Below are 13184 nucleotides of genomic sequence, written 5' to 3'. Positions count from 1 at the left end.
CATACTGCCGATCGTAGGCTGGACTGGTGACGGCTCCACATCCGTGCCAAGGGGCGGCCAAGACCGCGGTCCGCGACCAGCTCCTCACCGCCCGCCGGCGACGGCCCCTGACCGAGGTCGGCGAGGCCGCCCGCGCGCTCGCCGAGCACCTGCTCGCCACCCCCGAGGTACGCCGCGCGGCCACCGTGGCGGCGTACGTCTCGGTCGGCACGGAGCCCGGCACCACCGCCCTCCTGGACCGGCTGACCGAGGCCGGCAAGCACGTGCTGCTGCCGGTGCTGCTGCCCGACAACGACCTCGACTGGGCGCGCTACCACGGGCCCACCTCGCTCGCGCCCGCCCGCCGCGGGCTGCTCGAGCCGGCCGGGCCCACCCTCGGCGTCGACGCGGTCGCCACCGCGGACGTCGTCCTGGTGCCCGGGCTCGCGGCCTCGCCCGCGGGGCTGCGCCTGGGCCGCGGGGGCGGGTCCTACGACCGGGCGCTCGCCCGGGTGCCGGTCGGCACCTTCACCTGCGTCCTGCTGTACGACGACGAGCTGCTCCCCGCCGTCCCAGCCGAGCCGCACGACCGGCCGGTCAGCGCGGCCGCGACGCCCGGAGGGGTCGTCCGGTTCACGGCTTGAGGACGAGCACGTCCTCGCCGGCCTTGTCGACGTCGTCCTCGGAGAACGCCCACGGCAGGGTCTCGCCGCGCGCCCAGAGGTCGGTCTGGTCGGTGTAGTTCGGGTGGAAGGCGTGGCCCGAGACGCCGGTCAGGTTGACCCAGCGCGCCGCGTCGAGGTCGTCGAGCGGCACCACCATCCGCATCGACGGTGCGGTGGTGACCTCGTAGCCCTCGCGGGCGTCCCACGAGGTCGCGTTGACCAGCGAGCTGCCGCCGCCGACCTTCCAGCCGCCGCGGTTGAACAGCCGCTCGATGATCCCGATGCCGGACTCCCCCAGCGTGGCCGAGCGGAGCTCGAGCCGGTGCAGCCGGCCCCAGGACCACTCGTCGGTGTCCGGGGACTCCAGCGCGGTGAGCTCGTCGCGGGCGGCGATCATCGAGGCGCGCAGGATGTCGTTGCGCCGCTCGACCTTGTCGTCGGTGCTGATGTCGTCCCACCAGGTCGCCCGGGCGCGCGGCAGCAGCGCGCTCACCACCGCGAACCACCGGTCGCCACCGTCGGGACGCAGCCCCTCGGGCAGCTCGTCGGCGAACGTCCGGTGCAGCACCTGGCGCCAGACCGCGTTGAAGTACGCCGCCGCGGCGCTGTCGGCGCCCTCGCGGTAGTTCCACGAGCGCAGCAGCCGCTGGCCGTCGGAGTAGTAGCCGCGCGGCAGGTCCACCTCGAGCAGGTACGGCGTGAGCACCTCGCCGATCGCGCTCCAGTCGTCGAGCTGGATCGCGCTCATCGCGTCGACGCTCAGCTCGTCGTCGGCGGCGAGCAGCTGGTCGATCCGGTTCGAGCGGTAGCCCAGGTCCCAGTCGGAGGTCAGGTACGGCGCGTAGCGGCCCGGGTCGATGACCGCCTGGTTGGCGGTGGCGATGATCCCCGAGGCCGGGTCGAGCACGTGGGGCAGCGCGTCGTACGGGATGTGCCGGCCGGTCCAGTCGGTATCGCGGCGCCAGCCCGCGGCCGGCAGCCGGCCGTCGTTGCCCGCGCGCCGGATCGGGACCAGGCCCGTCGCCTGGTAGCCGATGTGTCCCTGGGTGTCGGCGTAGACGACGTTCTGGCCGGGCGCGGCGAAGTCCGACAGCGCCGCGCGGAACTCGTTCCAGTCGCTCGCCCGGTCGAGCGCGAGCAGGGCGTCGGCGGTGGGCCGCGGGGTCAGGGCGGTCCAGGCCAGGGACACGGCGTGCTCCTGGCCGTCGTCGTCGAGGCCGGCGGTTCCGACGTCGGTGACCTGGTCGACGAGACCGTCCTCGGTGAGGTCGACGCCGGCGTCCGCCGCGGCGGAGGCGAGGTCGGAGAGCAGGGGGCCGTGGCTGGTGGAGCGCACGGTGATCTCGACGTCGTCGCCGCCCTTGACCTCGATCTTCTCCTTGCGCAGCGTGAGCGGGAGCTGCTGGCCGTCGTACTGCCAGGTGTCGCCGCGGACCCGCTCGACGTAGAGGTCGGTGACGTCCGGCCCGAGGTTGGTGAAGCCCCAGGCGATGTCGCGGTTGTGGCCGATCACCACGCCGGGCACGCCCGAGAAGCTGAAGCCCGCCACGTCGTACGGGCAGGCCGGGGAGACCGAGCGGCAGTGCAGGCCGACCTGGGTCCACACCCCGGGCAGCGAGATGCCGAGGTGGGGGTCGTTGGCCAGGATCGGCGCGCCGGTATCGGTGCGGTCGCCGTCGACGACCCAGGCGTTGCTGCCGATGCCGTCGCCCTTGCCGAGCAGCGCCGGGACCCCGTCGAGGACGCGGCGTACCGACGCCAGCGCCCGGGTGACGTCGGGGTCGAGCGGCGGGCGCGGGAGCAGCCGCCGGCCGCCCGCCTCGGCGTCCTGGTCGAAGCGCTTCCCGACCACTCCGCCCTGCTGGACGATCGGCTGGTGCTGGTCGTAGGGGTACGACGGGTAGAGGTCGGCGGCCCGCTCCGGCCCCACCGCGGCGCTGGCCAGGGCCCGGCCGATCTCCTCGTCGAGGTTGCCGCGCAGGTCCCAGGCCATCGCCTTGAGCCACGCGATCGAGTCGACCGCCGTCCACTTCTCCGGCTTGTAGTCGAGGCCGGTGAGGTCGAGGAGGGTGTACTCCAGCGACATCTCCGAGAGCGAGCGGCTCTCCATGTAGGCGTTGACGCCCTGGGCGTAGGCGTCGAGCGCGCTGCGGGTCGCCGGCTTGAGCAACGGCAGCTCATCCTCGGCGACCTCGCGCCAGCCGAGGGTGCGGACCACGAGGTCGCTCTCGAGACCGGCGTCGCCGAACAGCTCGGAGAGCCGGCCCGCGGTCGCGTGGCGGCGCACGTCCATCTCGAAGAAGCGGTCCTGGGCGGCCACGAAGCCCTGGGCCAGCATCAGGTCGTGGGTGGAGTCGGCGTAGATCTGCGGGATCCCGGCGTCGTCGCGCACCACCCGGACCTCGCCCTCGAGGCCGTTGAGGGTGAGCTCGCCGGAGGTCTGCGGCCACGACTTGCGCACCAGGACGACCGAGGTGGTCAGGCCCGCCACGAGCGCGAGCACGAGCAGCACCCCCACCACGCTCGCCCAGCGCAGCACCCGGGGCCACGGTCGGGGCCGGGTCGTCGGCGCGGTCGTCGTCGCGGCGTCCACGCCGTTGTCTGCCTCCACCATGGTGCCGCCATTGTGCCCGGACCTGGGGTCGTGACGTAGCATTGGCACTCGAAAGTCGAGAGTGCCAACCGGAGATCGCCGATGCCCACGTACCAGTACCAGTGCACCGAGTGCGGTCACGCCTTCGAGCAGGTCCAGTCCTTCAGCGACGACGCGCTCACCACGTGCCCCGAGTGCACGGGTCGCCTGCGCAAGCTGTTCAGCTCGGTCGGCGTGGTCTTCAAGGGCTCGGGGTTCTACAAGACCGACAGCCGCTCGAGCACCACCGCGACCTCGCCGGCGGCGTCGACGTCGACCTCCGGGTCCGCGGACTCGTCCTCGAGCTCGTCGACCTCGTCCTCGACCTCCTCGTCGTCGTCCTCGTCGTCGAGCAGCTCCGGCGGCTCGAGCACCAGCGCGGCGGCCTCCCCCGCCTGATCCCCGCAGGGGTCCTGTGGAGGACGCCGGCACCCGGCGCCGTCCGCGCCTACCGTCGCGGGCATGGACCTTCTCGGGACCCTCGCCCGCACCCGCGCGACCCTGCGCCGCCACCTGCTGCGCCACCGCCGGCTCCTCGCCGCCCTGCTGCTCGCCGGCGCCGCCGCGAGCAGCCTCCCCGTGCTCGCGCCGCCGGATCCGCCAGACCGCCGCGGTCCTGGTCGCCGCGCGCGACCTGCCGGCCGGCCGAGTCCTCGCGCCGGGTGACCTGACCAGCGCCCCGCTCCCGCCCGGCGTGCTCCCGGCGGGCGCCGTGCCGCCCGGCTCCCCGCCGCTCGGGCGGGCGCTCGCGGCCCCGCTGCGCCGTGGGGAGCCGCTGACCGACGTACGACTGGTCGGGCCGGGGCTCGCCACCGGGCAGCCGTCCGGCGCGGTCGCCGTACCGATCCGGCTCGCGGACGCCGGTCAGGTCGCGCTGCTCGCGGCCGGCGACGTGCTCGACCTGCTCGCGACCGACCCGCGCGGGGCGGCCCCGAGCCGGGTGCTGGCGCGGGCGGCGGTGGTGCTCGCCGTACCGGCGGCGTCGGCGGCCGAGGACGGCGCGCTTCCCGGACGCCTCGTCGTGGTGGCCCTACGCTCGAGCGACGTGTACCACGTCACGGCCGCGTCCGTGGCGAGTTACGTGACTTATACATGGAGTCGCAGTTAGTTTCTTCTGGCCCCCCACCGCCTCCACAAGAAAACCTCGGGAAGAGGAGAGAAAATGTCCGGCTTCAAGAAGTTCCTGCTCCAGGGCAACCTGGTCGACCTCGCGGTCGCGTTCATCATCGGTACGGCGTTCGCCGCGGTCGTCAAGACCTTCACCGACATGCTGGTCGCCTTCGTCGCCAAGGCCGGCGGTGCGAAGGAGGTCGGCAAGATCCTCATCGCCAAGGTCGACGTCGCGCCGTTCATCAACGCCGTGATCGCCTTCGTCGTGATGGCCGCCGTCGTCTACTTCTTCGTCGTGGTGCCCTACACCAAGGCCAAGGAGCGCTTCTTCCCCGACGCGCCCGAGGGCCCGGACGAGCAGCTCCAGCTGCTCACCGAGATCCGCGACGCGCTCACCACGCGCGGAGCCTGATTCCTGCGGCGCTCGGCGCCGATCAGCAGTGCCGTCTCACCCGGTCCGGCCGTGGTGGGGCGGCACTTGCGATTTCAGCCACTGGTCGTGACCGGCGCCGCGGTCGGCGGCCTGGTCGCGGTCGTCCCGCTCGTCGGACGTGGTCTCGGGCAGGGCGTCGCCGAACACCTCGGCGAGGCGCCGCTTGCGCTCCCAGTCCGACTCCGGGCGACCGGACCGCTCGCTCACGTGCAGAGACCGGCCTGCTCGCGGCCGCTGGTCGAGAGGCCGTTGTCCTGGGTCGGCGTCTGGCCCGGCTTGCCGTTGGTCGCGCCGTTGGAGGCCGTGCCGCTCGGGCTGTTGGACGCCGAGCCGCTCGCCGAGCCGCTGGTCGTGCCGCTCGGGCCGCCGGGGGTGCCCGCCGAGGCGGTGCCGTCCGGCTTGTCGCCGGCGCTCAGGGCGTCCTTGAGGAACTCGGGGGTCAGCGGCTTGTCCTTGCGGACGAGCTGCCAGAGCTTGAGCACCTCGGGCGTCCACTCGATGCCGCCGCTGACCTTGTCGGAGTAGGCCCACGGGGTGGTGACGAACTTGATGTTGTCGGCACCGGTGCCGCGGGCGGTGACCGCGAGGTCGGCCATCTGGGCGATGCTCTTGAAGTCGGTCTGCAGCGACGAGGTCGCGGCGTTCATGAACCCGATCAGGTGGTCGGGGCGGGCCAGCATGTCGGCCGAGAGGGCCTTGCTGATCATCGAGCCGATGAACGCCTGCTGGCGCCGGGTCCGCTGGGTGTCCGTGCCGTCGCCGACGCGGTAGCGCACGCGGACGTAGGCGAGCGCCTCGTTGCCCTTGATCTCGCGGGTGCCGGCCTTGAGGTGGATGTCGTGGTCGTTGTCGTCGATGTCCTCGGGGATGCAGACCTCGACGCCGCCGAGCGCGTTGACCATGTCCTTGAATTGGTTGAAGTCGACGACGACGTACTTGTCGACGCGGATCTTGGAGAGCTGCTCGAACTGCTGGATCGTGCAGGAGGGACCGCCGACCGCGTAGGCGGCGTTCCACTTCTCGTAGCCGCCGGCCGCCGGGACGACGCCGCCGCCCTTGCGCTTGCACTCGGGGCGCATCACCGCGGTGTCGCGCGGGATCGAGATGCCGTAGGCGAACTCGCGGTTGGCCGAGAGGTGGAACAGGATCGTGGTGTCGGACAGGCCACCGCCGGCCTCGCCGTCGATGCCGTTGCCCTTGCCCGCGCGGGTGTCGGAGCCCATCACCAGGATGTTGAGCGGCTCGCTCGGGCCGGCGACCTGCTCCTTGGCGGGCCGGTTCGAGAGCAGCGTCGAGACGTCCTCGCGCTTGAGGTTGTTGTTCCAGTTGTTGTAGACGAGGACGACGCCCACGCCGGTCGCCATGGCGAGCGAGAGCAGGCTCGCGGCGATCACCTTGAAGACGGTCTTGCCCGGCTGGGGGGCCTTGCGCCGGCCGCGGCCGCGACGTCCGCGCGGACGTCGTACGTCACGGCTGGCGCGGCTCGCCCGGGAGGTCGGCACGCGGCGGGCCCGGCTGCCGGGCACGCTCGGCTCGCCGGCGGCGCGGCTCGTCTCAACGTCCTGCGTCATGGATCACCTGGTCGTAGGGGCCCGCCGGGCGGCGGATCTGGGTGCTCGACTGCGCTGCCGAGCCAGCCGCCGATCGGCGCCCCGGTGGCGCCACGCCCACCGTACGGTCCGAGACAAGCACGCGGGCGTCCGTCCATTGTCACCGGTACCGCTCCGCGGACCCAATCGCCCGGCGGTAGCCACCCGGGGTCCGGCCGGTCCAGCGCTTGAACGCGCGCACGAAGCTGCTGGCGTCGGCGTACCCGAGGAGGCGGGCGATCTCGTCCACCGCGAGGGCCGATCCGCGCAGCAGGTGCAGCGCCTCGGTACGACGAGCGTCGGTCGACAGGTCGTGGAAGGTGGTGCCCGCGGCGTGCAGCCGCCGCTTGAGCGTGCGGGTCGACATGTGCATGGCCGCGGCGACGGCGTCCAGGCCGAAACCGGCGGCGCGGGAGCCCAGCAGCGCCTGCACCCGGGCGACGACGTCGTCGGTGAGCCCGATCCGGCACCGCTCCTCGGCGAGCTCGGCCTGGGCGACTCGCGCGGCCAGCGCGTTGGCGGTGTCGATGGGCTCCTCGAGCCGCCCGACCGGGAAGCGCACCTGGTTGACGCCGGTGCCGAACCGGACCGGTGGGAGCCGGGCCCGGTAGCGGGCGAAGTGCTCCGGCTCGGGGCCGTCGAACCACAGCTCGACGTCGTGCTGGCCGTGACCGGTCAGCACCGGCGTCATCCGCGCGAGGCCGGTCAGGAAGAGCTCGAACAAGCACTGACGGACGTCGCCCACCGGCCGCGTCTCGCGGACGTCGACCGCGGCCTGGTCGCCGTCCAGCACCAGGCCGAGGGTCAGCATCGGCAGCCGCACCGCGCTGTACTCCACGCCCAGCTCGATGGCCTCGCGCAGGGTCGCGGAGGTGAGCAGGCCGAAGCCCATGACGCCGTGCGAGGTGACGGTGCTGCGGAGCCCGATCTCGTAGCCCAGCCCGGGCTCACCGGTCAGGTCCATCCCGAGCCGCAGCAGGTGCCCGGCCTGGAGCGGGGTGAGCCGGCCCTGCGGGTCGGCGAAGGCGGTCGCGGGCAGCCCGGCCGCCGCGCGCAGCTCGGGGCCGACCCCGAACGACGCGGCGACCTCCTCGATGAGCAGCCCGTACCCGACCGGCACCACGGGTTGGTCGAACCACTCGGTCATGACTGGCCCGAATTGCCAACGACCTTGGCCTGCTCGGCCATGGCTCGGCGCCGGAGAGCGCGCCGATAGTGGTCGCATCCGCACCCCACTCCCCCCACCCCCTCGGAGGATCGATGAACGCCGACCGGACCGTTGACCGTCGTCGCCTGCTCAAGCTCGCCGGAGGCGCGGCGGCCGTGACCGCACTGAGCCCGCTCAACCCGCTGGGCCCCCTCGGCTCGCCCGCACCGGCGAGTGCTGCCGGCAACGGCTTCGGCCTCACCATCACCGACCAGGCCGTGTTCGGCCGGATGAACTACTTCCGGTTCGCGACCAGCGAGATCGGCTGGCAGCCGGGTGTCAACGTGCTCCTGCCCGACGACTACTACACGACCAGCTGGCGTCGCTATCCCGTGCTCTACCTGCTCCACGGCGGCCTCCAGGACTTCCGCAAGTTCGACATGGAGGACGACATCCGCGGCCTGACCGCGGGACGTCGCCTGATCGTGGTGATGCCGGACGGCGGCGGTGCCGGCTGGTACAGCAACCCGGTCTCGTCGTTCAGCGGACCGCGCAACTGGGAGAGCTTCCACATGAACCAGGTCATCCCCTGGGTGGACGCGAACTTCCGCACCTACGCCGAGTACGACGGCCGCGCCGTGTCGGGCTTCTCGATGGGCGGCTTCGGCGCGCTGAAGTACACCGCGAAGTACTACGGGCACTTCGCCTCGGTCAGCGCCCACTCGGGCCCCGCGAGCCTGCGCCGCGACGCCGGCCTCGTCGTCCACTGGGCCAACACCAGCTCGGCGGCCGTCGAGCTCGCCGGAGGCACCGTCTACGGCGCCCCGTTCTGGAACGAGGGCCGGGTCAGCGCCGACAACCCGGTCGAGCGGCTCAACAGCTACCTCAACAAGCGCATCTTCCTCGTCTGCGGTCTCGACGAGGACATCAACGAGACGCCCGTCCGCGCCGGCCAGCGGGAGTTCCGCGGCCTGCTCGCCTCGCGCGGTATCCCGCACGAGTGGCACGAGCTGCCGGGCGGGCACTTCGTCCGCCGCGACATGCTCCAGCGCGACATCGACGGCGTCATCGCCCGCCTGAAGAAGGCCTGACCTGGGACACCCCCCCACGGATCGAGTGCCCGCGCTTCTGGGAGCGCGGGCACTCGGTCGTCCGGGGAGGGTGCGCACCATCGGTCAGCCCGCGCTGGGGTGGTAGATCGACACCTTCGCGGGCCAGTCGACCTGGTAACCCGTCGCCGGCAGCTCCGCGATCCGGTTGAGCCGCCGCGGCAGCCGGCCGGGGCAGAACTTGTCGTTGTTGCTCACCGCCCCGACCCGCACGGCGCCCTTGATCCGGGTCTGCCCCTCGTACGGCGGCGTGAGCAGCGGGCCAGTGACAGTCGCCCGGACCGCACCGGTGAACGGCACCTCGCACTGCAGCCCGAAGATGCCCGCCGAGCCACTGATCCGGAGGTCGAGGTCCATCGCCAGCCCGTCCTCGTCGTTGCAGGCGACGTCGCTGGCCATCGGCGAGGCGACCACCCGCGTCGGCACGTCCTCCATCCGCGGCATCCCGGGGATCACCAGGCTCGCCTCGAGCCCGTGCGTGACCACCCCGTCCGCCGGGATCACCAGCCGCGCCTGGATGCCCTCGCACCCGCTGCCGGCCTGGGCCGCGACGACCCGGACCACGCCGCACACGGAGACGTCGATGTCGGAGATCTCCAGCGGCCCGTCCCCGGCGACCGTGCCACCGGTGACCCGGGCGACGAAGCCGTACTCCGTCGGCGGCGGGTTCGGGTTCGGCTTGCACGCCGCCGGCAGCGGCACCGCTGCCGCCACCGTCGGTACGACCGGCGCCTGCGGCGCCGAGGGCCCCGGCGGCGCGGCCGCACCGGGCAGCACCGTCAGCACCACCGCGCCCACGGCCAGCAGCGGTGCCCAGCGCCAGGGCTTCGCGGGTCGGTTCATGGCGTCCTCGCTGTTCCTGTTGTCCGTCGTGGTCGCGACCGGCCGGGGACGCGGGTCGGCGTCCCCGGCCGGTCGCTCGATCAGCTCGCGGCCAGCGAGATGTCGTCGAGCTGGGCCCAGGTGTCACCCGAGGCCCAGAGCCCACCGAAGACCTCGAGCGAGGCGTTCGGGCCGGAGTTGAAGTTCACGGTGACCTGCGTGTAGCCGGTCAGCTTGCCGTACTTCTTCTCCGCGACGACCGCACCGCCCCCGGGTCTGCGCACCCCGAAGTAGCCGTTGGCGTTGTTGGCCGACGTCCGGATCCACCCGGTCAGGGTGTAGTCGGTGTTCTTCTTGAGCGCGACCGTCTGGTGGAGGTCGTTCCACCCGCTGGTCTTGCGCACCCAGCCGTTGTTGGCGCCGGTGCGCGCGTTGCCCAGGCCCTGGTCGACGCCGCAGGTCCCGGCGCAGGCCCACGGCCCCAGCCCGGCGTCCTCGAAGCCGCCGTCGCCGACCCGCTCGCCGGCCAGTGCGGCCCGGAGCGTGTTGGCGTCCACCTGGTAGATGTCGGCGGTCATCCGCGCGCTGTTGGTGCCCGCCGCGGAGGGCAGGCCGCCCTGCGCGTTGATCACGTAGTTCAGCGCGCCCGTCAGCCCGCAGTCGTGCGCGCCCGGCGCCCGGAACGAGTTGTCGACGGTCACGATGTCGAGGAACCTCAGCCCGCCGACCGGCTGGCCGGAGTTGCTGCCGGGGTTGAAGTGTCCGCTGATCGGGGTGTTCGGCGGCGGCGGGGCGGTGGTACCCGTGGTGAGCCGCAGCGGGATCGGGTCGCTGGCACTGCCGACATGGCACTTGGAGCCCAGCGCCGTCAGGAAGTCGGTGAACGGGTTGCTGATCTGGGCCCGCAGGTCCAGCTCGAACGCCGGCGCCCGACCGGTCCGCAGCGCCCCCAGGTTGACCTTGGGCAGGGCCGTCATCTTGGGCGTGGCGTAGGCCGCCAGCGGTCCGATGCCCGCACCGGGGATGCCCAGGATGCCGCCCGGTACCTCGATCGGCTCGGCGGTGAGGATCTGCTGGAGGTCGTTGTCGGGCGGCACGACCGTGGTCACGAAGGTCTCCGGGTCCTGCTTGATCCCGAACTCGAGGGTCACCGGCGAGCTGGTCTCCAGCTCGAAGTCACCCAGCTTCATCTCCAGGCCGGTCGCCTTGACGTAGACGCAGGTCCGGACGTCCGGGTTGTCCACGGGGCAGTTGGCGTACTTCTGCAGGTTCTCGGGCAGCGGTTCGGCCGACGCGCTGCCGGGGGTCGCCGCGACCAGGAGCGCGGTCACCACGCCGGTGCCGACGGCGAGGGCCAGCGCCTTCCGGGCTCGTGGAGAACGCCGCGCCCCGCGCGGGCGGTCCAGTAGTCTCATTGCTCAGCTCCATCTGTAGGTGGGGTGGTGGGGTGGGCCCGCGCAGTGAGGTTGCGCGGGCCACCCGTCTTTTCCTTTTCCTTTGCTGCCGTCACCCCGGTCGGGAGGAGGCGACGGCGTCCGGAGGCGAGCCGGTCAGTACTTCAGCGAGAGCTTCGGCGAGAGGCTCAGCGTGCCGCTGGTGAGCTGGGTGTTGGCGATCGTGCAGCCGCTGATGGCCGTCGCCGCGAACGCCTGCGGGTTGGCCGTCAGCACGTTGGTGCTCGTGTTGTAGCTGCCGCTGGTCGTCGCACCACCGGTCGGTCCCTGTGCCTTGCAGCCGATGCTCGGGTCCTCGAAGACGATGGCGTTGCTGGGCAGCGCGAGCGTCCCGGTGATCGAGCCGGTGTAGACCACCCCCGGCGTGCCCGCCGCGGGCGCGGTCAGGTTGAGCGTCCATGGACCGTTCTGGGTGGTCACGTCGAGCGGGACACCGTCCGGATACAGGTTGTCGGTCACGTCCTGGCAGACACCCAGGGTGGAGCCACCGGTCGACGACGAGATCCGCGCGGGCGGGGTGACCGAGATCGAGCGGGTCGCCCCGGGCGCGATGTCGGCGACGTCGGCCGCGGTGAGGGTCTGGCTGAACAGGCCCGCCGTGGCCCGGCACTCGATCCGGGTGAGGTTGTTGTTGATCTCGGTCGTGAACTTCAGCGTGCCGGAGCCGGTGACGGTGGTGCCGGCCGTGAGCGCCGAGCCGCTCGTGACGTTCCACATCTGCCAGTTCGGGTTGGCCTGAGCCGAGGTCGAGGTCGCCGCGACCAGGCCGGCGGTGAGGGCGGTGGCGCCGAGGGCGGCGCCGATCATCTTCTTGTTCAACATTGGGGGTTGTCTCCTTGTGAGTACTACTTCGTGGGCGTTCCTTCTCTTCGGTGACAGCCCGTGCTGTGAGGTTGGTGCACGGGTTGCTCCGTCTGGGGGGTGCGCGTCAGGAGGTCATGACGCTCACTCGAATCCGTAGCCGGACGGCAGATCGGCGCGCTTGGGGAGTCCGACCGCGTCGACGGTGACGTCGAGGGAGAGGTCGCTCAGGCCCGGCACGATGGGATAGCCCTCGGGCGGCGGCAGCACGACGAAGGGACCGGCAAAGAAGTTGGCGAGGTCGCGGGTCTCGCCCGCGCCACCGTTGTGGAAGCCGTAGCCGTAGAACTGGGTGTTGACCACGGCGCCACAGCTGGCAGCGCTCTTGGGCACCCGGATCGTGAACGAGTTGGACCCGATCGTCGCGGTGCCGCCCTCGATCGCGCCGGTCAGGTTCCGGGTCGGCAGGTAGACCTTCTCCTGCCGCTTCGGCACGCGTGGGTAGTAGAAGTCGGCCGGGCTGCCCGGCTGCGCGGCGATGGCCGGCGGCTCGGCCGCCGTCGCGGCCAGGTCCTTGGCCGCCGTGCCGAAGGTGCCCTGGACGCCCATGTTGCGGCACAGGAAGCGGGGGTTCGGGTTGCCGTTGGGCAGCGGGCCCGGGTCGGCGTCCATCGTGGAGTCGAGGTCCGTGGCCATCTCCAGCGAACCGTCGGGGGCCACGCCGCTCACCCGGACGGTCAGCTCGCGAGCGATCATGTTGGTCATCCCCATCTTGTCCAGGCCGCTGATCCGCTGGCCGAGCGTGCCTGGGAAGGGGGCGATCGTAGTGTCGGGGAAGGGCACCCAGCGCAGCGACGGCGGCGGCAGGTCGCCCTGCTGGATCCGGCTGATCTGGCTCTCGATCTCGATCAGCGAGTAGGACTGGAGCGCCTTGATGGTCGGCCCGGAGTCCGTGGCCCGGACGTAGGGGCACAGCGTGACGTCGGCTGGAGCGACGGTGACCTTCATCGACGGAAGGCTGACCCGGGCGATGACCCAGCCGGTGATGCGGGAGCCGATGATCGAGAACGGCACCTGGTCACCCCAGCCCTTGGCCCGGGAGCTGTAGCCGGCCAGCATCACGCCGTTCGAGAGCTTCAGCCGCAAGGGCACGGTGTAGCCCTCGGCGCTACCGGCGTCGGTGGGCGCAGGCAGGGCCGGCGCCGCGCAGGACGGCTCCGGGCTCTGCTTGAGCTCGCCGATGCTGCGCGGCAGGTACGGGTCGGGGTTGAGGCCGTACTCCACCTGCCCAGCCTCTGGAGGGAGCGGCGGCAGGTAGTGCTCGCGCGGGTCGTCGTCATCGGCCCAGGCGGCGGGCGCGGACACCCCCGCCAGGACGACGGCGCCGGCCAGCGCCGCCGCGGCCAGCCCGGCCGGGAACCTCTTCGTTCGTCGACTCATCGC

General features: G+C 72.2%; 14 protein-coding genes. 6 read left to right on the top strand and 8 right to left on the bottom strand.

Annotated features, from left to right (window positions below; translation table 11 throughout):
• Nucleotides 1-26 precede the first annotated feature (26 nt).
• The gene (locus M0M48_RS29175) at nucleotides 27-623 is read left to right on the top strand and encodes a 5-formyltetrahydrofolate cyclo-ligase (RefSeq protein WP_257753811.1); all 597 of its coding nucleotides are present in this window, start codon (nucleotides 27-29) and stop codon (nucleotides 621-623) included.
• Here the strand turns inward: M0M48_RS29175 and M0M48_RS29170 are convergent.
• Nucleotides 613-3258 (bottom strand): penicillin acylase family protein, encoded by a 2646-nt coding sequence (locus M0M48_RS29170; protein WP_257753810.1) that lies wholly within the window; start codon nucleotides 3256-3258, stop codon nucleotides 613-615. The genes M0M48_RS29175 and M0M48_RS29170 overlap by 11 nt on opposite strands.
• Nucleotides 3259-3339: 81 nt before the next feature.
• Between M0M48_RS29170 and M0M48_RS30945 the strand changes: the two genes are divergently transcribed.
• The 4 genes from M0M48_RS30945 to M0M48_RS29145 all read left to right on the top strand — a co-directional run bounded on the left by M0M48_RS30945 (nucleotide 3340) and on the right by M0M48_RS29145 (nucleotide 4798).
• Nucleotides 3340-3675: an FmdB family zinc ribbon protein gene (locus M0M48_RS30945; RefSeq protein ID WP_308220355.1), complete on the top strand. Its 336-nt coding sequence runs from the start codon at nucleotides 3340-3342 to the stop codon at nucleotides 3673-3675.
• 63 nt (nucleotides 3676-3738) lie between these two features.
• On the top strand, nucleotides 3739-3942 hold the full coding sequence (locus M0M48_RS29155) for a hypothetical protein (protein WP_257759360.1): 204 nt from the start codon (nucleotides 3739-3741) through the stop codon (nucleotides 3940-3942).
• Nucleotides 3872-4384: an SAF domain-containing protein gene (locus tag M0M48_RS29150; RefSeq protein WP_257759358.1), complete on the top strand. Its 513-nt coding sequence runs from the start codon at nucleotides 3872-3874 to the stop codon at nucleotides 4382-4384. The genes M0M48_RS29155 and M0M48_RS29150 overlap by 71 nt, the downstream gene beginning before the upstream one ends.
• A gap of 54 nt (nucleotides 4385-4438) precedes the next feature.
• Nucleotides 4439-4798: a large conductance mechanosensitive channel protein MscL gene (locus M0M48_RS29145; protein WP_257753808.1), complete on the top strand. Its 360-nt coding sequence runs from the start codon at nucleotides 4439-4441 to the stop codon at nucleotides 4796-4798.
• 36 nt (nucleotides 4799-4834) lie between these two features.
• On the opposite strand, the gene M0M48_RS29140 is transcribed toward M0M48_RS29145, so the two are convergent.
• The 3 genes from M0M48_RS29140 to M0M48_RS29130 form a co-directional block, all read right to left on the bottom strand.
• Nucleotides 4835-5026 carry a hypothetical protein gene (locus M0M48_RS29140; protein WP_252372835.1) on the bottom strand — a complete coding sequence of 64 codons (192 nt, stop codon included), beginning with the start codon at nucleotides 5024-5026 and terminating at the stop codon, nucleotides 4835-4837.
• Nucleotides 5023-6390, bottom strand: a complete 1368-nt coding sequence (locus tag M0M48_RS29135) for an LCP family protein (RefSeq protein WP_257753807.1) — start codon at nucleotides 6388-6390, stop codon at nucleotides 5023-5025. Before M0M48_RS29135 ends, M0M48_RS29140 begins: the two co-directional genes overlap by 4 nt.
• A 139-nt stretch (nucleotides 6391-6529) precedes the next feature.
• Nucleotides 6530-7555 (bottom strand): AraC family transcriptional regulator, encoded by a 1026-nt coding sequence (locus M0M48_RS29130; protein ID WP_257753806.1) that lies wholly within the window; start codon nucleotides 7553-7555, stop codon nucleotides 6530-6532.
• 113 nt (nucleotides 7556-7668) lie between these two features.
• Here M0M48_RS29130 and M0M48_RS29125 point away from each other — a divergent pair, with 113 nt between their 5' ends.
• On the top strand, nucleotides 7669-8646 hold the full coding sequence (locus M0M48_RS29125; RefSeq protein WP_215813396.1) for an alpha/beta hydrolase: 978 nt from the start codon (nucleotides 7669-7671) through the stop codon (nucleotides 8644-8646).
• Between the two features lie 84 nt (nucleotides 8647-8730).
• Here M0M48_RS29125 and M0M48_RS29120 read toward each other — a convergent pair whose 3' ends face one another.
• The 4 genes from M0M48_RS29120 to M0M48_RS29105 form a co-directional block, all read right to left on the bottom strand.
• Nucleotides 8731-9507, bottom strand: a complete 777-nt coding sequence (locus tag M0M48_RS29120; protein ID WP_215813397.1) for a hypothetical protein — start codon at nucleotides 9505-9507, stop codon at nucleotides 8731-8733.
• An 80-nt stretch (nucleotides 9508-9587) separates the two neighbouring features.
• Nucleotides 9588-10901: a hypothetical protein gene (locus tag M0M48_RS29115; protein ID WP_257753805.1), complete on the bottom strand. Its 1314-nt coding sequence runs from the start codon at nucleotides 10899-10901 to the stop codon at nucleotides 9588-9590.
• A 135-nt stretch (nucleotides 10902-11036) separates the two neighbouring features.
• A complete protein-coding gene (locus M0M48_RS29110; protein ID WP_257753804.1) occupies nucleotides 11037-11762 on the bottom strand; it encodes a hypothetical protein in 726 nt (241 codons plus the stop codon).
• Between the two features lie 123 nt (nucleotides 11763-11885).
• Nucleotides 11886-13181 (bottom strand): hypothetical protein, encoded by a 1296-nt coding sequence (locus M0M48_RS29105; protein ID WP_257753803.1) that lies wholly within the window; start codon nucleotides 13179-13181, stop codon nucleotides 11886-11888.
• Nucleotides 13182-13184 lie beyond the last annotated feature (3 nt).

Origin of the sequence: Pimelobacter simplex (genome assembly GCF_024662235.1) — a bacterium.
Taxonomy (GTDB): Bacteria; Actinomycetota; Actinomycetes; order Propionibacteriales; family Nocardioidaceae; genus Nocardioides.
This window is presented reverse-complemented; position numbering and strand designations above follow the sequence as displayed.

Coding starts and splice junctions, on each gene's coding strand:
- M0M48_RS29155 (WP_257759360.1), top strand. CDS start 3,739: ATGGACCTTCTCGGGACCCTCGCCCGCACCCGCGCGACCCTGCGCCGC.
- M0M48_RS29105 (WP_257753803.1), bottom strand. CDS start 13,181: ATGAGTCGACGAACGAAGAGGTTCCCGGCCGGGCTGGCCGCGGCGGCG.
- M0M48_RS29130 (WP_257753806.1), bottom strand. CDS start 7,555: ATGACCGAGTGGTTCGACCAACCCGTGGTGCCGGTCGGGTACGGGCTG.
- M0M48_RS29170 (WP_257753810.1), bottom strand. CDS start 3,258: ATGGTGGAGGCAGACAACGGCGTGGACGCCGCGACGACGACCGCGCCG.
- M0M48_RS29135 (WP_257753807.1), bottom strand. CDS start 6,390: ATGACGCAGGACGTTGAGACGAGCCGCGCCGCCGGCGAGCCGAGCGTG.
- M0M48_RS29110 (WP_257753804.1), bottom strand. CDS start 11,762: ATGTTGAACAAGAAGATGATCGGCGCCGCCCTCGGCGCCACCGCCCTC.
- M0M48_RS29145 (WP_257753808.1), top strand. CDS start 4,439: ATGTCCGGCTTCAAGAAGTTCCTGCTCCAGGGCAACCTGGTCGACCTC.
- M0M48_RS29125 (WP_215813396.1), top strand. CDS start 7,669: ATGAACGCCGACCGGACCGTTGACCGTCGTCGCCTGCTCAAGCTCGCC.
- M0M48_RS30945 (WP_308220355.1), top strand. CDS start 3,340: ATGCCCACGTACCAGTACCAGTGCACCGAGTGCGGTCACGCCTTCGAG.
- M0M48_RS29115 (WP_257753805.1), bottom strand. CDS start 10,901: ATGAGACTACTGGACCGCCCGCGCGGGGCGCGGCGTTCTCCACGAGCC.
- M0M48_RS29120 (WP_215813397.1), bottom strand. CDS start 9,507: ATGAACCGACCCGCGAAGCCCTGGCGCTGGGCACCGCTGCTGGCCGTG.